The sequence below is a fragment of the Facklamia sp. P12950 genome (assembly GCF_050409465.1).
In the GTDB taxonomy this organism is placed as follows: domain Bacteria; phylum Bacillota; class Bacilli; order Lactobacillales; family Aerococcaceae; genus Facklamia.
Genome location: NZ_JBNUPK010000003.1, coordinates 188,523 through 206,918, shown reverse-complemented (window position 1 = coordinate 206,918; position 18,396 = coordinate 188,523). Strand labels below are relative to the sequence as shown.

Genomic DNA, 18,396 nt, shown 5'->3' with positions numbered 1-18,396 from the left:
TCAGTTTTCAATGAGCTTCGCTGCCATAAGTGACAACTTCTATATACTAGCATGGTTTAGACTTTTTGTCAAACCTTTTTAAAAAGTTTTTTTAAACTTTTTTTCTTTCGTTTCGGTCGTTCGTGACGACAAGAAATAATATAACATGGGTTGTCTTCTTAAGTCAAGGGCTTTTCAAATTTTTTTCACCTTTTTTCTTATCACTTTGTTATAATATTAATTACTTCATATAAGAGGAGCTTTCTTATGAATAAAATTATTGAGTTTACAATCGAAGATTTGCCATTACTTTGGGAATCGACCGTGGGGCTCGAACGAGAAACCGTTCGAATCAATTTCAACGGATCAATTAGTGAGAGTGACCATCCTCATGATTGGGGAAACCGTTCCTTCCACCCTTATCTTCAAACTGATTTTTCTGAAAGTCAATTAGAGTTAATTACTCCACCCTTTTCTACTAATGAAGAGGTAATCAATTGGTTAGCTGGTCTTCACCAGATAACACAGCATAGAATTTCAAATTCGAAGCCAGCAGAAATGCTTTGGCCTTATAGTATGCCACCTCAATTATCTAATATTAATCAAATTCGAAGCGCTGAATTAGATAATAAAGATGACTATAATTATCGTAAATATCTTATTTCATACTACGGCAAAAAAGTTCAACTACTATCAGGCATCCATTATAACTTTCAAATTAATGATCAGCTTTTAAATCAAAAACTGAATTCCTCAAAATCAAAATATATCTCCAATCGAAATAAGGTTTACATGGACTTGACACGTAAATATCTTTACTACCGCTGGGTATTAACTTATCTTTTAGGGGCCACCCCTTATTTTTCAGATGATTACGAGACTGTTTTATACGGCAAACCCCACAAAACAGTTATGAAATCAGTTCGCCAAAGTCGCTATGGCTACAGGAATAGTAAAAACGTTTCAGTTTCCTATAATAATTTTCAAACATATGTCACAGATATTGAAGATCTCATTTTTCAGGGGATTCTACATTTTGAGAAGGAGCTCTACCGAGATGTTAGAATGCGGGGGGCTAAACCTAATCGCGCAATGCTCAAGGAGGGCATTTCTTATTTAGAATTTAGAAATTTTGATCTTAATCCTTTTCAACCATTTGGAATCAGTTTGGAAGACCTCGATTTTGTAAAAGTATGGATTCTTGCTCTTCTTCTTCACCAACAGACAATTAGCGAAGAAGAAATTAATCTAGCCAATGAACGTAACCAAAATACAGCAGAATCTAACCCTATCGATCCATTAATCAATAAAGAACTTATTAAGTCTTTCTCATATACCTTACAAACTGTTGCAGAAAACCTAGATGCTCATTACTATCCCGACTCTTATTTAGGTCAGCTTGTTGCTAAAAAGTTTATGCAAATAGAGCAACCCTCCCAAACGCTTGCAGGCCAAATCACTAGTCAATATACCGACTTTAAAGACCTTTCCCAGGGCTTGCTTAAACTTAGCCAAATTTTTCAAAGACAGTCTTTAAAAAACAAATATCTCCTTCATGGTTTTGAGAAGTTAGAACTTTCGACACAAGCCTTAATAAAAAAAGCGATAGAGCTTGGTATTCAAGTTACCATCGTTGATATTGAAGATAACTTAATTGAACTTCAATTCAATGAGCATACAGAATTAATCAAAAGTGCTAATATGACTTCCTTAGACAGCCAGGTTTCATACTTCTTAATGGATAACAAATCAGCTACTAAATTGGTTCTTGATAGAGAAAAAATTCAAACACCTAAAGGGAGAAAATTCAATGATTTAGATCAAGCAATCAATTATTATTCTCTATTAGACAAATCTGCAATCGTAATTAAACCGCAAAATACTAACTATGGTTTGGGAATTACTATCTTCGAAAATTTTCCAGAAAAAGAAACCTATACAAAAGCTATGAAGGAAGCTTTCAAACACGATCATACGGTATTAGTTGAAGAATTTATTGAAGGGATTGAACTAAGATTTTATGTGCAAAATCAAAAAGTTTTAGCAGTTTGTGAAAGACAAGCCGCTCATATTATTGGCGATGGCCAGCACACTGTTGAACAGTTAATCGATCTCGAAAATAACCATCCATTCAGAGGGCCTAGACATCTAGCTCCTCTTACCTTATTAGAAAAAGGTGAAATAGAAAGAATAACTCTTGCTGAACAAAACTATTCTCTGCAATCAATTCCCGTTAATGGTAAAAAAGTCTACTTAAGAAAAAATTCTAATGTTTCTTCCGGAGGAATTGCCATCGATCGAACCGATCAAGTTCATTCAGATTTTATTAAAATTGCTGAAAGAACAGCTGCAGCTATGAAATCCACTTTCTGTGGAGTAGATATCATTATCAAGAACTATCAAGAGCCTCTATCTAACTCCAATTCTTACGCTGTGCTAGAGGCTAACTACAATCCAATGATGAGTTTGCACCTTTTTCCTGCTATCGGACATTCACAACCCCTAGCTGAACGAGCGCTTGAAGCCTTATTTCCTGAACTGAATTAATGAATTAAACCCCCTTAGGTATCAAACTTCTGATGCTTAAGGGGATTAATAAAGTTAATTTTTATGCGTTATCTTTAATTTGCTTGATTGTCTCTGCATTCAACTCTTTCACTACTGCTGTTACTAATTTGACCATATTTAAGTAGTCATCTTCGTGAATAACAGAAGTATGTGAATGTAAGTAGCGAACTGGAACAGTAATCGCAATAGAAGGAATACCATTTAATGCTAGGTGTTGTGAACCAGCATCGGTTCCACCACCAGGAATAAATTCGAATTGATAAGGAATGTTCTCTCTATCAGCCACTTCTACTACAAATTCACGTAAGCCACGGTGAGCTATCATTGAGCTATCATAAACAATGATTTGAGGTCCCTTTCCTAATTTACTTGCAGATTCATCTTTAGTCATACCAGGTGTGTCACCCGCTGTACCAGTATCTAGAGCAAATGAAATATCAGGATTAAGCATATGTGCAGCAACTCTAGCTCCGCGTAGACCAACTTCTTCTTGAACATTAGCCCCAGAGAATAGAACCGTTTCATGTCCTTCTTTAGCTAAATTCTTCAATACATCAATTGCAACAGCTATACCGATACGGTTATCCCAAGCTTTACCTAAAAGGAATTTAGTGCCATTCATACGACGTGTTTCGATGTACGGAGTGATCATATCGCCAGGGCGAATACCCCATTCCATGACTTCATCTTTAGAAGAAGCACCTAGGTCAATAAAGATATCTTTAAATTCCATTGGCTTTTTACGAGCTTCTGCAGTTAGTACATGTGGAGGTTTAGATCCTGTAACACCATGGAATGTCTTACCTTCTCTTGTAGTTACTGTTACTTGTTGTGCTAAGACAACTTGACTCCACCAACCACCAATGGTAACGAACTTAAGAAATCCTTCATCGGTGATTTCTTTAACCATAAAGCCAACTTCGTCTAGGTGAGCAGCTAACATAACGCGTGGTCCATCCGCATTGCCTGTATGCTTAGCAAAAATACCACCCAAACCATCTTGCAGATATTCTTCTGCTTGGTCTTTAGTTTCTTCTTTAAACAATTCGCGAACATAACGTTCATTGCCACCGATCCCGTTAACTTCTGTTAGACGTTTAAGATATTCTTCATTTACTGACATCATTCATCCTGCTTTCTTAATAAGTATTTGTATTAATTTTAACAAAGAATTCGTTTTCAATCAAAGAAATTCTTTCTTACTTTAAAGAGGCTTTCTTTTATCGGACTTCTTTTTTAATTTCTTTAACCAAATAGGGACATAAAAGTGAATTATAGCTAAAATTAGTATTAACCAAGCACACGAAACCCACAGTAGTGTTAAGGATAAACCCACTTTAACTAGCATTCCTAAACAAAAAGCAAGCATCATCATTACCAAAATTGAAGCTAACATCCTCTGAAAAGCATTCTTTTTCAAATGTAAATCTTGAGTAGGATAAAGTAATTGAAAAGGCAAATTATTCCCTAGTAAGTAAATCGGCAAAATTTGAATAAGCGCGAGCCAAAAACCAATTCCCCCTATTAAGGTTAAAGCCAACCAATTATCAGGCAATAAGAAAATGATAATCAGAATAAACACTGTAATACGAAGCCATATACCTGAATAACCTTCATGTCGAGTAATCATTCGAGCAAAGAAATAGCTATATCGATTAGCCTTTTTCCCTTGAATCAAGTTCATCAAAGGATACAACCATTTCCGTTCCTTAATGGGAGTTTTTACTTGTGGAACATCTGCAAATAGAGAAATCAGCTTATAAAAACGCGATTTATTAGCATGAGACTGGTTAATAATGAACTCAAAATCGACAAGGTTTTTAGCTAATATACGATAACGCCAATATACAATCATTAAATATAGTCCGCTTACAACTAACATCATTAAAAATGGATAGAAATCGGGTAAATAAAAGCTTATCGCTATAAAAAATCCAGTAAAATAGTTGAGTGTTTTTACGGAATTTCTAGATAAAAAATTGTTATTTTGATAATAAAGATTTAGGTATTGATTGATCACAGCTAAAAATTTCAAAGTTGCATAAATAAAACAGAAGAAAACAGCATTATTTTGATTCCAATCACTCACAATTGAGATTAACGGATAGAAGAGAAAGCTAATTAAAAGAGCTAGGCTTACTTGAGAAAGCGAGGTGTAGATAAAAGCTTTTCGCCAATATTTAAACCAATCCTCGCCTCTAGGAAATAAATAGGATCGGTCAGCCTCATGATTTAACCATAAAGGGTGCCCGAAGTTTAAAATTACTGTAAGAAAAAAAGCTATCATCAAAGGAATCATCCATATGAAAGCAAAATAGGAACCTTGGTTTAATCTTTCAAGTAGATCTCTATAAGTCAAAGCTAGAAAACCCATCAGTACGAAAAGCACTATAGAGAAATGATCATTAAAAATTAATCGCCCATATTTCCCAACTTCCTTCAATAATTGATTAGCTCTTTTATTAAATAAATGATCCAAATTAATCATTAACTTCACCTGTCTTAGTCATGGTCATATAGATATCGTTTAAGTTCGCTTTTTGGAGGTTATAGATAGCCTGCAACTGGTTTAAGTCTCCTTGAGCTACAAGTTGACCTTTTTGAAGCAAAAGAAAAGAATCACATAAGTCCTCAGCAATCGCTAAAATGTGTGTTGTAAATATAATTGAGCGACCAGAAACTGCGCTCTTCTTCAATAAATCTGTGAATTGTTGAATAGCTAGCGGATCTAATCCTAAGAATGGTTCATCAATAATTAATAATTGAGCATCCGTAACTAGAGCACAAATAATCATTACTTTTTGCTTCATTCCTTTAGAAAAGTGAGTGGGGAACCACTCTAATTTTTTTTCTAGGCGAAATTTCTTTAAAAGAGGTTGGGCTCTTTGCATGACTGTTTTCATCGGAATTTGATACCCAAGAGCTGTCATTTCTAAGTGCTCCTTCAAAGTTAATTCTTCGTACAAAATAGGCGTTTCAGGAATATAAGCAATTTGACTAGCATACTTCTGGTGGTCTTCTGCAATTGAGATGCCGTCAATCAGCACTTGCCCTGACTGGTTAGGTAAAAGGCCTAAAATAGTTTTCAAGAGCGTTGATTTTCCTGCACCATTTAAACCAACTAATCCAACTATTTCGCCTGAGTGAATTTCAAAATTTACATTATTAATGACCGGAACATTGCGATAACCGCTTGTTAGATTTTCAACTACTAATTTCATTTATTCTCCTCTAATCTTTAATAATCGGATCATTTAGAATAATTTCCCAAACTTTTCTTGCTAGATCAATTTTTTCCATTTTAGGTAAGTTCACAACTTGCCCTTTTTCGTTTAAAAGAGTCACTTGATTGTTTTTTGAATTAAAACCAATGTCTTTCTGAGAAACATCATTCGCGATAATCCAATCTATTCTTTTTGACTTTAACTTTCTTTGAGCATATTCGATTAAATTTTGAGTCTCCGCAGCAAAGCCAACTAAAACTTGCTGCTTTTTATTTTGTCCTAATTCCGCTAAAATATCTGGGTTTTCGATAAGTTCCCACAGGATTTTCTCATTCTCTTGATCCTTTTTCTTAATTTTATGTTCAGCTTGATCCATCATTCTGAAGTCACTCACCGCAGCTGCCATAATAACGTAATCCGTTTGCGCATAGCGCTCATTGATTTCTTTTTGCATTTGAAGCGCTGATTCCACTAAAATCAAGTCCATATTATCCATCATTGGAAAATGATCTTTAGTGGAAATGAAAGAGACTTCTGCTCCCAAAAAACTCGCAATTTTAGCCATAGCATATCCCATCTTGCCGGAAGAATCATTGGAAATGTAGCGAACAGGATCGATTCTTTCTCTCGTTCCACCTGCTGTTACAATCACTTTTTTATTCTCTAATAATTGAGGGTAAAAATGTTTGGCTGCTATACTTTCAAGCTTTTCAACAATCTGAGTAATAGCTGGTAATCGCCCTTTGCCTTCATAACCTTCTGCCAAAAAGCCTGTATCCGGTTCTAACAAGTAGTAACCATCTTTCTTTAGACGTTTTAGGTTTCTTTGAGTGGCAGGATGCTGATACATGTTTGTGTTCATCGCCGGACATAAAAGACAAGGACAAGCAACAGCTAATAGTGTTGTAGAAGCTATTTCATCTGCTATGCCGTTGGATAATTTTCCAATAATATTAGCCGTTGCTGGGGCCACCACTACAAGATCACACCAATCAGCAAACTCAATGTGCTGAACGTGTTCAGTATCATTTTCACTAAAAGTATCTATCAAAACTTCATGGCGCGAAAGCACTTGTAGAGTTAGCGGAGTGATAAACTCACTTGCTGACTTTGTCATTATAACACGCACTATTGCCCCAGCTTTAACAAGTTGTCGCACTAATTCAGTCGCTTTATAGGCAGCAATTCCACCTGTGACAACGACACCAATTTTTTTCCTTAATAAAACCATTCTAGAGCTCCTATCTATTTTATAATCTAAAAACCTGTTAACTACTGTTCAAGTAACTATCTTTCCTTGTTAAACTATATAAAAAAATAAAGGAGATTCCTTTGTTACCTGAAATAAATTTAATTAATCTTGGTGAAAACAACTACTCTATTGAATTTACTTGCTTGTATAAACATCAACAAAAAGATGGTCGGCCCTTTTTAACAGATAGAGCACTCATGCAAAATGATAGCATGGCCTTCCCTTAACAGAAAAAATTGAGGTAAGCAATCATTTGCATTACACAGACCACATTAAAAATGAACAACAAGCAGAAATATTGGCCTTTGACAGCCCTCGTTTCTTCTCTTTTACTTGGAACGTGGGTTTCATTAAGATGGAATTGTCATCGACAAATCATTCAAAAACTTATCTCGCCTTTCAATATTGGGTGCTACTTATTACAGAACAATCGCATCACGAGCTTAGCGAATGGATTTTAAACTTAGAACTTTTAGAAGCTCTCTTGGACGATAAGGAAACCATTGATAAAAAGGGGCGTTACTATCAAATTGACCAGTATGTTAAGAAGATAATTAAGGACTACATTTAATAATTTGCGCGTTCTCCACCAATTAATTTTGGCCGCGATGATAGTCCATTTACCCTGGCAAACCCTAGTTGGTTGTGTTTAAAACGAACAGGAATTTGAACATGTTTTATATGCATACCGATATGTGTATCCCCAATATCTATACCTGCACTTGCTTGAACATGCTCTACCATGACTGGATCCTTGAATAACTGATAGGCCGCTACGGCTGCTCCTCCTCCCGCATGCAAAGCAGGGACTACTGAGACAATTTCTAAGCCATACTTTTTAGCAGCTTGACGTTCTATCACTAGACTGCGATTAATATGCTCACAGCCTTGAACCGCAAGAAAGAGTCCCATTTTGCTTGTAGTTTTGATTAAAGCATTGACTAATAGTTTCCCGTACTCTGGACGAGATGCCTTCCCAATTTTTCCACCTGCCATTTCAGATGTTGAGCAACCTAAAACAAAAATATCCTGAGAATCTACTTTCCCCTGGAATAAATCCTCTATTTCTCCCATTAGACGATCGATTTCTAACTCGATTTCCATACTTTTCACCTTCTTTGTTTTCTTTCATTTTACCACATATGATTGCAAATAAAAAAGCGCACCCAAGGTGCGCCCAGACTGAAGACAAACCCTTCTTTGAGGATGACTCATACAGGGTTTGTCTTTGTTTCTGCCCAAATTTCCTTAATAAATAAAAAAACGAAGCCTTTCTAGCTCCTCATTTCTAATATGTTTGCTAACTTTCTCATGTTCATACAAGCAAAAGTGAGCCCTGCTTTAAATTCCATCAAGGCTTTTCCAATTAAATGCGTCTATCGAAAGCCATGATGCTCCTTGGCAGTGCCAAATAATCTTTCTACTGATTCCTTACGTTCTCTATAAAGCTCTCACATGCCATCTGAATGTCTTATATCTTCACATGTTTCAAGGGCTTCTTGCCAGACATGTCGGGTAATCACACGATTATTTTGATATTTCTTTTGGTCGTGACTCGAAGCTTTGTACTCTCGATAGCCTTTTCGATGGGTAGTTGTATAGCGATAGACCACATCGTTTTCATCTAAATAACAATCATAGTATTCGTCATAGATAATGTTTCTATTCTCCCGTTTACGTCTTGGCCGTGTATAAGGAAACACCGGTGTAATTTCTTGTTTGAATAGGAATTGAGCGATAGTAGGCGTTTTATATCCCGCGTCTGCAATGACATGCTTAGGGTTAAAAGGAATAATCTTTTCAAAGATTAAAGGAAAAGCTTGGGTATCGTGTGTATTTCCCGGATGGACACTATATCCTAAAACCCACCCATTACGATCACAGGCTGTTTGAATGTTATAGGCAAAAACTTGCATATGATCTCCTTTATGGAGCCATCCTGCCTCCGGATCATTAGGACTGATTGTTTGGGATTTTGTTAAGTGCTCCTTTTCGGTATTTTTTAGAAGCTTTTGCCGTGAATCGCTCGGTCTTCTTGAACGGCTTCCATCATTTCCTCTGCCAACCATTTTGCTTGGACGATCACTTCTTCATTCGTATACTTTCGGCCATTGGCGCAAGCTTTAACATGGCTACCATCGATAAAAATATCCTTTGAATCCACCACGCCAGCCTCAACGCATTGCTTTAAAATTTGGGCAAATATTTGCTCGGCTAAACTTTGAGATTCGAAACGACGCTTATAATTTTTACCGAAGGTTGAAAAGTGTGGCACAGTATCCGTTAAAGAAAGCCCTAAAAACCATCGATAAGCAACATTCACTTCAATCTCTTGAATGGTTTGGCGCATACTTGGAATACCAAAGAGATATTGAATCATAGGGATTTTAATCAAAGTTATCGGGTCAATACTTGGTCGACCGTTATCTTGACAATAGACGTCCTCTACCAAGTCATAGATGAAATTAAAATCAATATGATGATCAATTTTCCGCAAAAGATGATTGGGAGGTACCAGTTCTTCAAGGGCATAAAATGCCATTTGATTACGTGCTTCAAAGATTTTACTGTCAGCATTTTTTGTCATCATACGAATCACCCGTTTTCTTTTTATTATACACAAAAAAGCCCTCTAATTCACTAAGAAGTAGTGGTTTAGAGGGCTTTGTCTTCAGTCTGAGCGCACCCAAGGTGCGCCTTGATTATTTACTTATTCACTTAATTATTTTACCGTATCTTCCCAAGTAGAAATTTCTCCTAAGAAGATTCCACGGATTGCTTCTAGAGTCATTTCTTCAGTAGGGTTTTCATTATTTACTACTACTGCGATACCATCGATAGCAATTGCGTCGTGTTTTAAAGCTTCCATTTCCTCATCTTTTAATTCACGAGAAGCCATACCTAAGTCAGCGGTATCATTCATTGCTGCTTCCATACCTGCAGATGAACCGTTTGAAGTAATATTAATTTCAACGTTTGGTTGGAATTCTTTATAGGCTTCAGCAAGTTTTTCCATTAAAGGAGATACAGAAGTTGATCCAACAACTTCAACAGTTCCTTCTAATTCTGCAGTTGCTTCATAAGGAGCTAGCTCACTTTCTACTTCTTCACTTTCTGCTGCTTCTTCTGATTCTACTTCTTCACTTTCTGCTTCTACAGTTTCATCTAACTCTTCGCCAGCAGGTGTTACGCTGATGTATCCTTCTTCTTCAACTACTGCTTGTCCTTCTTGAGAATGAATGAATGTTAAAAAGTCATTTGCAACTTCAGATAATTCTTTTTCTGCTGACCATGCAACATTAAATGGACGAGCGATTGGATAGTCTCCAACTTTGATAGCTTCAGGAGTCGCTTCAGAACCATCAACTTTTAATGCTTTCACTGAATCATCAAGTGATCCTAATGAGATATATCCGATTGCTGAAGGGTCTCCAGCAACTGTTTGCATTACACCAGATGTTTGGTTTTGAACAGTAGCATTTTGCGTAGTTAGGTCGTTATCATCTTCATCAACAACACCGACAATTTCAACAAATGCGCCACGGGTACCTGAACCATCTTCACGACTAATTACATTAATTGGCCCTTCTTGAGCCATTGCTGGAACAACTACCGACAACCCTAAACCTGCTACAGCTACTAATAGTAAAGCTTTTAATGATTTTTTCATTAATTACATCTCCTTAAATTTTATCAAATCAGCAACACAACTACATTGCCAACATCGAACTCACTCAACGTTAGCACATTCATAGTATACATAAAATTTGTAAATTTAATGTAAATTTAGTGTTAAGTTTGAGTAAATACTAGTGATTTAAATCAACTATCTCTGCTTTTTTAAGATATACAATTCGCTCACAAATATTAGTGACATAGTCACCAATTCTTTCAATTGAATTCCCAATTGCTAGATAGTTAATTCCTGTATTAACAGACTCTCTATTCTTTTCCATTCGTAAAGCAGAGTCATTATAAAGTTGTTTAAGACAGGCATCAACTAATTCGTCACGGTCGGCAATCTCTTGTGCTTTTACCGCGTCTCTTTCCGAAAAAGCTTCTAGAACATCATTGATCATTTCAAAAACCATTTGAGCCATTTTATTTATTATTTCTGTTAAGGATTTAATTTTTTCTGTATCTTCATTAGTTCGATTAACATTTTTTGCTATTAAAACAGCATGGTCACCTATTCTTTCTAAGTCAACACTGATGCTCATTACTGTAAAAATCAAACGTAGATCTTCCGCCACGGGTTGTTGTAAGGCGATTAAACGATAAGCTTCTTTTTCAATCTCATTGGCTAATTGGTTAATTTCTTGATCTGCTTCTTTTAATTTTGAAGCTGCACTGGTGTCGTCATTATTGAATGCGTTAATAGCTAAATGCACATTTTCGATGACTGCTGTTGCTTGTTCTGATAACTTATTTGAAAAGTCTTCTAAATCCTTTGTGTAAATATTTCTCATGATTGACTCCTTTCAAGTGTCTATCCAAAGCGTCCAGAAATATAATCTTGCGTTTGATCATTAGCTGGATTCGAGAAGATTTTTTCGGTTTCATCGAATTCAACCACTACACCTTCATAGAAAAAGGCAGTTTTATCAGAAATACGTCCGGCCTGTTGCATATTGTGCGTAACGATAATTACGGTATATTTTTTCTTCAATTCACTCACTAAATCTTCGATTTTGTTTGTTGAAATAGGGTCCAAAGCAGAAGTCGGTTCATCCATTAGAATAACTTCAGGTTGGTTGGCAATTGCACGCGCAATACAAATTCTTTGCTGCTGACCACCAGATACGGCAGTAGCATTTTGATGAAGCTTATCTTTAACCTCGTTCCAAATAGCTGCCCCTTTTAAGGACTCTTCTACTATTTGATCTAATTGTGTTTTATCTTTGATACCGTGAGTTCTTGGTCCGTATGCAATATTGTCATAGATAGACTTTGGAAAAGGGTTGGGTTGTTGGAAAACCATTCCGACTCTTTTACGTAAATCATTAACATCCATCCGTTTATCGTAAATATCCATGCCATCCAAAGCAACTTTTCCATCCACTCGTGTACCCGGTGTCAAATCTTGCATTCTATTTAAAATTTTTAAGAAAGTAGACTTTCCACAACCAGAAGGTCCGATAAGGGCTGTTACCAAATTTTCTTCTATTTCCATATCAATATTTTTTAAGGCATGAAACTCACTGTAATAAAAGTCTAAATTTTGAACTGAGAATTTTGATCTGTTTGCCATTTTATTTTCCTCCTGAACCTAATCGAGCGCCTAAGAGTGTAGATAGCCAGTTGATAATTAAGACCAGCAATACCAAAACCGCTCCTGTTGCATAAGCTTCTTTAACGTGAAAACCTTCTGAAGATAAAACATACATATGTGTAGCCAATGTTCTACCCGAACTCAATAGGTTTTTAACCATACCTGAGGACGTACCCATCGTATAAATTAAGGCCGCCGACTCCCCTACAATACGGCCAATTGCTAAGATAATTCCGGATAAGATACCTGGCATAGCAACAGGAAGAACAACTGTAAATATCGTTCTTAATTTACCAGCACCCAGAGCTAAGGAACCCATCCTTAAAGAATTATTAACCGAAAGTAAAGCTTCTTCTGTTGAAGAAATAATGATTGGTAAAATCATAATGGATAACGTTAAAATGCCAGCAATGTGAGAATAGGTTTTAAAAATTACATTCACAAACAGTAACATCCCGAATAAACCATAAACAATTGAAGGAACCGCAGCCAGTGTATCGGTTGCTAACCGAATCCAATGTACATATCGATTTCCACGGTCTGCATACTCAACTAAATAAAAAGCTGAAAAGACTCCGATTGGAGCAGATATTAAAAGTGAACAGCCAATCATAATTAAGGTTGAAATAATAGCAGGCATCATCGATACATTGTTTGAATTGTATTCCCAGGCAAAAAGTTGAGTGTTCATAACCGGCAAGCCGTTCCAAAGAATGAAACCGATGATAAAGAGCAACATACCTATGGTAAAAAAAGCTGCTAGCCAAACAATAAAGCGAATGATTTTTGCGCTCATTAAGTTCTATCTCCTTTCGATTTAATCCACATGAAGGTACCGTTAATAATTAAGATAAAAACAAATAACATTGAGGCTGTCATAATTAGTGCGTGCTGGTGATCACCACTTGCATATCCCATTTCCAACACAATATTGGTAGTCAGTGTTCTTGTTCCTTCAAACAAGCTTTTAGCCAACCTTGGTTGATTTCCAGCAATTAAAACAACCGCCATTGTTTCACCAATCGCACGACCAATCCCTAAGATAATGGCAGATAGAATACCAGATTTAGCCGCTGGGACAATGACATTTAAAACAGATCGCTCATGAGTAGCACCAAGACCCATTGAGGCATTATAATAGTGTCTCGGCACCGCTCGAATAGCTGCTTCTGAAAGTCCAATTACAGTCGGTAGAATCATTACACCTAATAAGACCGAAGCTGTCAGTATATTCATTCCATTATTAGCTGGTAAAAACTTTAATCCTCTGATGAATGGAACCATCATTTGAAGAGCAAAAAAACCATAAACGATTGAAGGAATGGCTGCCATTAAGTTAATTGCTGGCTTAAAGATTCTATATAAAAAATCTGGACAAAAATATGCCATAAAAATAGCCGTTAGAACTCCAATGGGAACTCCAACAACAATAGCGCCAACCGTAACATAAATAGACCCCATAATGAAAGGGAAAATACCATAAAGAGGCTCTTTCCAAGAAGGCTGCCACTGCTGACCTACAAAGGTTTTTAAGAAGCCATGCTTCATTAGAAAAGGAATTCCACCTTGGAATTTCCAAACTCCGTCATCAACTGTTCCACCTACAAAGATGAAATAGAAGATTAAAACAATTGATAAAATAGATAAGAATGCACAAAACATAAAGACATATTTCATGAATCTTTCTAGCACTTTGCCCTGCATTAAGACAACTCCTCCACAATTTACTTGACTACAATAACTCTTGCATTGATAGTACATTGTTATTGTACTTCACCTATGTAAATTCTTTGTAAATTTTCAGCAAATAATGTTACAAATATGTTACAAGACCCTGGGTGAAGGGCTTTCTTATAACATTCTTAACTGTAAGCGTCATCATTAATTAGGGAGAATTATCGTAAACGATGTCCCTACCCCCACTTGACTTTTTACCTCGATTTTACCACCCATCATTTTGACTAAATTGCGCACAATCGAAAGCCCAAGGCCTGTTCCACCTGAATTTCGACTGCGCGCTTTATCAACTCGGTAAAACCTTTCAAAGATTCGATCCATCTCTGTTTCGGGTATCCCTATTCCTGTATCAGCAACAGTTAATTCAATTTTTTTCTTTTTTTCTTTAATACTAATTGTTATTTGACTGCCTTCATCTGAATAGTTAATAGCATTGTCTAATAGATTGGTTAAAATTTGCTCAAAGCGATATTGGTCTGCTTTCAAAGCAATATTGTTATTAGAAATCAATTCGACCTTAATTGATTTTTGAGCAGTTTTTTGAGAAAGAAACTCGATCATATTTTCTGTTACTTTATCCACATAAAAGCTTGATCTAGGTAAATTATTTTCACTTTTTTCAACACGAGATAACTCAAGAATATCTTCAATAATCATTTCCAGTCGATTACTTTCTTTGGCAATAATGTTAACAAATTTATTAGCTGCCTTCTTATCTTTTAGCGCTCCGTTTAAGAGTGTTTCTGCAAAACCTTTGATAGCAGTCACAGGTGTTCTTAGTTCATGTGAAGCGTTGGCTACAAATTCACTTCTTACCGTTTCTAAACGACGGATTTCAGTTATATCATAGAGTAATACCAAAAAAGACATTTCACTGGCTTGATATTCTTGATAGGAAAGGATATTGACATCCAAGAATTTTGATTTAGGTACATAAACTTCTACTTCTTCTTGTACAGGCAAATGTGTTTGCATCACTCGATTAATCAAACTGATTAATTGAAAAGATTTTAAAATTGCTTGGTAAGGACGCCCAATTACTGTTGGCGACAGACCTAAAATTTTTCCTAAAGCTGGATTCATGAGATCAATCTTTCCTTGAGAGTCAATGACTAATACTCCAAGGTTGATGTTCTCCAGTAATAAAGAGTATTGCTGTTGTCCAGAAATCAGATCATTGCGGTCTTCTCCCAAATACTTGACAATATCGGTAACTGATTGTCCTAATTGATTAACTTCGGGAATCGAATGTTCAAGGTATTCATAATGATAATCGGAATCTCTAACCTTTTCTATCCCTTGCCTTATTGATTGAATCGGACCCGTAGTTTTTAGCAAGGCTAATCGAATAGCTAAAAATATAAGGGAAAGCTGAACCATAATATAAATTGCTACCAGCTTCCAATATTCTTGCCATTTGAAAGAAAAGTAGTTCTTATCGACCGATTCAACCAACCAAACAGTTTGTTTGTTCCAATTTAATTTCTTACCAGCATAGATCCGTTGATCAGCTCTCCAGGAAATTATATTTTGACCTTTATTTTTAATAATCTTTTGATGAATGAGACTCAGACTGCTCTTTGTATTACCTTCTTTTGAATTTCTCCATAAAGTATTGGGTACTAAGCGATTTTTCGAATTATTTCTTTGAGAAATTAAAAAAACCTCGCGATCTTCACCACTAAAGATTCTATCTAGGTCTTGATAATAATCTTCTATCCGACTTTGATCTTTAATGAATATGTAAGCTGAATGAGTTTGCACTTGATCTTGTAAAATCGTATAAATTGTCTGCTCAATTTGTCTGTAACCCAAATAAACTAAAGATAAAATACCTATCATAAATAGGACAATTCCTAGTCCCAATTGTCGGCGTCTTTGGCTCGGGTCTATCAGTTTCATGCTTGTGGTACCTCAAATTTATAACCAAACCCTCTTACCGTTTTAATATATTCAGGACTTTTTGTGTCGCTTTCAATTTTTTCCCTTAAATGTGAAATATGGACATCGACGATACGCGTTTCACCCGCGTAGTCAAAATTCCATATGTTATTAAGCAGTTGATCACGACTAAGTATACGCCCTTTTCTAACTGCCATATAGAGTAAGAGTTCAAACTCTTTGGGCGTTAAATCAATTGATTTACCATCACATATCACTTCATAGCGGTCTGGAAATATTTCTAACTTACCGAGCCTTATCACATCATTTGAATTCTCAGATGCATTAGTAGGAACTTGTAGAGGTGTAATATCTACTGATTCTGTCTGACTTTCAACCTCTTTTACATTCTTTTCGCTACTTTGCATCCTACGCCCAATTGCCTTAATTCTGGCAATAACCTCCCTTGGGCTAAAAGGCTTGGTCATATAATCATCTGCTCCTAATTCTAAGCCAATAATCTTATCATATTCATCATCTTTGGCCGTCAACATTAAAATAGGTGTTTCAATTTTTTCTTGACGCACACGGCGACATACATCCATTCCATCCATTTTTGGAAGCATAATATCTAAAATGATAAAGTCAAACTTTTCTTTTTTAATCAATTTATAAGCGGTCTTACCGTCTTCTGCAGTGACCACATCAAAACCAGCTTGATTTAAATTGTATTCTAATAACATTAATATCGATTGTTCATCATCGACAACCAGCACTCTTTTCATAGCCAACCTCCTAGGATCTCTAAGTACTTTCTTATTCTATCAGACGCCTTCATCTATTAAAAGATATCTTCTAATCAATAGCTTTCACTACTATAAAAAGACCTCCCTTTAAAAGAATAGGGAAGTCTTTTAAATTTCTATTTAAAAAATTTGTTTACAGCTCTTTTTGCTGCTAAAACACCTAATAGATAGCCCAAAACCAGCAAAATACCAGATATATACAAGATATTAGGATAAATAGGCATGGCATACTCCGGATTAAAAGCCAGTAACTCTTGAGCCAGGCTAAGGATTGCTTGGTAGGAAAAATATAAAACAATACTGGCTATGGCAGCGCCTATAATTCCTACACTTCCCCCTTCAATAACGAAAGGTGCCTTTATATAAGATTTTTTTGCACCTACCAGCTCCATGATTTCAATTTCTCTTGAGCGCGACTGAATAGTTACTTTAATTGTGTTGGAGATAAGTAAGATAGCTATCAGAATAAAAATAGCTCCTAAAATAGCTATAGCATATCGCATAATTTCAATTGTTTGGATCAAGCTCTCAAGATTGACTGAACCAATATTAGCACTTTGAACCCATTTTAATTTTTGAACTTTTTTGGTTACTTGCTCTAATGAATTAGCTGAATTTACAGTGACTAAGTACATATTGTTAAGAGGATTTTGATCCATTAATACATCAAAATCTTCTGTAATAACTTCTTGGTAAGACTCTAATTCTTCTTCTGCCGACCGATAGACAACTTTAACAACATTATCCATCGCTGCAATTTCATCACCAAGTTTTCTCTCATCAGCAACCTCTGCTAAAGGATCAATCATCACTCGTACTTGAATCTCATTTTCAATCGTTTCTGTCAATTGATTAATATTCAATACGAGAACAAAAAAGGTGCCTAATAAAAATAAAGTTAGACTCATAACTACGATTGATGCAGAAGTCAGCCAGCCATTTCGAAATAAATTTCTCATTCCGTCTCTAAAATGACGAATACGGGATCTAATCCATTTCATTTTTTACACCTCTTTTTATATCTCTTACCAATCTACCTTGGTGCATTTGTAAAATTCGGTGAGGGTGGGAGTTAACGATATTATCATTATGAGTTCCCATTAGAATAGTTACTCCAGAGCGATTAACTTTTTCTAAAGCTCGCATTATCAAAACTGCACTGGTTGGATCTAAATTACCCGTCGGTTCATCCGCCACAAGCACTTGAGGACGATTAGCTAAAGCTCTCGCTATGGAAACCCTTTGTTGCTCTCCACCTGACAACTCGTTCGGTAATTGATGCATTTTAGACTTTAAACCAACGATATCAAGAACTTCCAACACACGTTTTTTAATTTTCTTTTTACTCTCTCCTGTAACTTCTAATGCATAAGCAATGTTTTCAGCTACTGTAAATTGGTGTAAAAGTTTGAAATCTTGGAAAACTACACCAACTTGCCTTCGTAATAGGTGAACTTTCCTTTCAGCTAAGTCATGCGCTTTAAACTGATTAACAATCACTTGTCCGCTTGTAACTTTTTCTTGACGATTTAACAATTTCATCAGCGTAGACTTCCCCGAACCACTAGGTCCTACTAAATAAACAAATTCTCCCTTATTTATCTCGAGACTCACATCTTTAACAGCCCATATTCCATTACCATACTGTTTGCTCGCTTTAATTAGCTTAATCAACAA

18 protein-coding genes are annotated in these 18,396 nt (G+C 35.9%); 2 read left to right on the top strand and 16 right to left on the bottom strand.

Going from position 1 to position 18,396, the window contains the following annotated elements; all coding sequences use genetic code 11:
• Nucleotides 1-246 precede the first annotated feature (246 nt).
• Nucleotides 247-2,526: a bifunctional glutamate--cysteine ligase GshA/glutathione synthetase GshB gene (gene gshAB, locus ACQV2Q_RS04335; RefSeq protein WP_428881999.1), complete on the top strand. Its 2,280-nt coding sequence runs from the start codon at nucleotides 247-249 to the stop codon at nucleotides 2,524-2,526.
• Between the two features lie 61 nt (nucleotides 2,527-2,587).
• Here gshAB and ACQV2Q_RS04330 read toward each other — a convergent pair whose 3' ends face one another.
• From ACQV2Q_RS04330 to coaBC, 4 genes are all read right to left on the bottom strand, one after another.
• A complete protein-coding gene (locus tag ACQV2Q_RS04330; protein ID WP_428874193.1) occupies nucleotides 2,588-3,673 on the bottom strand; it encodes a M42 family metallopeptidase in 1,086 nt (361 codons plus the stop codon).
• A 78-nt stretch (nucleotides 3,674-3,751) separates the two neighbouring features.
• The gene (locus tag ACQV2Q_RS04325; protein WP_428874192.1) at nucleotides 3,752-5,035 is read right to left on the bottom strand and encodes an ABC transporter permease; all 1,284 of its coding nucleotides are present in this window, start codon (nucleotides 5,033-5,035) and stop codon (nucleotides 3,752-3,754) included.
• Nucleotides 5,028-5,768, bottom strand: coding sequence for an ABC transporter ATP-binding protein (locus tag ACQV2Q_RS04320; RefSeq protein ID WP_428874191.1), 741 nt, complete (start codon nucleotides 5,766-5,768; stop codon nucleotides 5,028-5,030). The genes ACQV2Q_RS04325 and ACQV2Q_RS04320 overlap by 8 nt, the downstream gene beginning before the upstream one ends.
• 10 nt (nucleotides 5,769-5,778) lie before the next feature.
• A complete protein-coding gene (gene coaBC / locus ACQV2Q_RS04315; protein ID WP_428874190.1) occupies nucleotides 5,779-7,002 on the bottom strand; it encodes a bifunctional phosphopantothenoylcysteine decarboxylase/phosphopantothenate--cysteine ligase CoaBC in 1,224 nt (407 codons plus the stop codon).
• Nucleotides 7,003-7,378: 376 nt separating this feature from the next.
• On the opposite strand from coaBC, the gene ACQV2Q_RS04310 reads away from it, so the two are divergent.
• Entirely contained in the window at nucleotides 7,379-7,594 is a 216-nt protein-coding gene (locus ACQV2Q_RS04310; protein WP_428881997.1) for a hypothetical protein, read from the top strand.
• On the opposite strand, the gene ACQV2Q_RS04305 is transcribed toward ACQV2Q_RS04310, so the two are convergent.
• The 12 genes from ACQV2Q_RS04305 to ftsE form a co-directional block, all read right to left on the bottom strand.
• Nucleotides 7,591-8,127, bottom strand: a complete 537-nt coding sequence (locus tag ACQV2Q_RS04305) for a TIGR01440 family protein (RefSeq protein WP_428875523.1) — start codon at nucleotides 8,125-8,127, stop codon at nucleotides 7,591-7,593. The two genes, ACQV2Q_RS04310 and ACQV2Q_RS04305, sit on opposite strands and share 4 nt — an antisense overlap.
• A gap of 347 nt (nucleotides 8,128-8,474) precedes the next feature.
• Nucleotides 8,475-9,092: a transposase gene (locus ACQV2Q_RS04300; protein WP_428874187.1), complete on the bottom strand. Its 618-nt coding sequence runs from the start codon at nucleotides 9,090-9,092 to the stop codon at nucleotides 8,475-8,477.
• The gene (locus tag ACQV2Q_RS04295; RefSeq protein ID WP_428882004.1) at nucleotides 9,026-9,613 is read right to left on the bottom strand and encodes a transposase; all 588 of its coding nucleotides are present in this window, start codon (nucleotides 9,611-9,613) and stop codon (nucleotides 9,026-9,028) included. The genes ACQV2Q_RS04300 and ACQV2Q_RS04295 overlap by 67 nt, the downstream gene beginning before the upstream one ends.
• Nucleotides 9,614-9,745: 132 nt before the next feature.
• Entirely contained in the window at nucleotides 9,746-10,693 is a 948-nt protein-coding gene (locus tag ACQV2Q_RS04290; protein WP_428881995.1) for a substrate-binding domain-containing protein, read from the bottom strand.
• A 139-nt stretch (nucleotides 10,694-10,832) separates the two neighbouring features.
• Entirely contained in the window at nucleotides 10,833-11,492 is a 660-nt protein-coding gene (gene phoU, locus ACQV2Q_RS04285) for a phosphate signaling complex protein PhoU (RefSeq protein WP_428874185.1), read from the bottom strand.
• A 20-nt stretch (nucleotides 11,493-11,512) separates the two neighbouring features.
• Entirely contained in the window at nucleotides 11,513-12,274 is a 762-nt protein-coding gene (pstB, locus tag ACQV2Q_RS04280; protein WP_428874184.1) for a phosphate ABC transporter ATP-binding protein PstB, read from the bottom strand.
• 1 nt (nucleotide 12,275) lies between these two features.
• On the bottom strand, nucleotides 12,276-13,091 hold the full coding sequence (gene pstA, locus ACQV2Q_RS04275) for a phosphate ABC transporter permease PstA (protein WP_428874183.1): 816 nt from the start codon (nucleotides 13,089-13,091) through the stop codon (nucleotides 12,276-12,278).
• Nucleotides 13,091-13,999, bottom strand: a complete 909-nt coding sequence (pstC, locus tag ACQV2Q_RS04270) for a phosphate ABC transporter permease subunit PstC (RefSeq protein WP_428874182.1) — start codon at nucleotides 13,997-13,999, stop codon at nucleotides 13,091-13,093. Before pstC ends, pstA begins: the two co-directional genes overlap by 1 nt.
• Before the next feature lie 177 nt (nucleotides 14,000-14,176).
• A complete protein-coding gene (gene pnpS / locus ACQV2Q_RS04265) occupies nucleotides 14,177-15,934 on the bottom strand; it encodes a two-component system histidine kinase PnpS (RefSeq protein ID WP_428881993.1) in 1,758 nt (585 codons plus the stop codon).
• Nucleotides 15,931-16,698 carry a response regulator transcription factor gene (locus tag ACQV2Q_RS04260; protein WP_428874180.1) on the bottom strand — a complete coding sequence of 256 codons (768 nt, stop codon included), beginning with the start codon at nucleotides 16,696-16,698 and terminating at the stop codon, nucleotides 15,931-15,933. Before ACQV2Q_RS04260 ends, pnpS begins: the two co-directional genes overlap by 4 nt.
• Nucleotides 16,699-16,835: 137 nt before the next feature.
• The gene (ftsX, locus tag ACQV2Q_RS04255; RefSeq protein ID WP_428874179.1) at nucleotides 16,836-17,720 is read right to left on the bottom strand and encodes a permease-like cell division protein FtsX; all 885 of its coding nucleotides are present in this window, start codon (nucleotides 17,718-17,720) and stop codon (nucleotides 16,836-16,838) included.
• Nucleotides 17,707-18,393, bottom strand: a complete 687-nt coding sequence (ftsE, locus tag ACQV2Q_RS04250; protein ID WP_428874178.1) for a cell division ATP-binding protein FtsE — start codon at nucleotides 18,391-18,393, stop codon at nucleotides 17,707-17,709. Before ftsE ends, ftsX begins: the two co-directional genes overlap by 14 nt.
• Nucleotides 18,394-18,396: the final 3 nt, after the last annotated feature.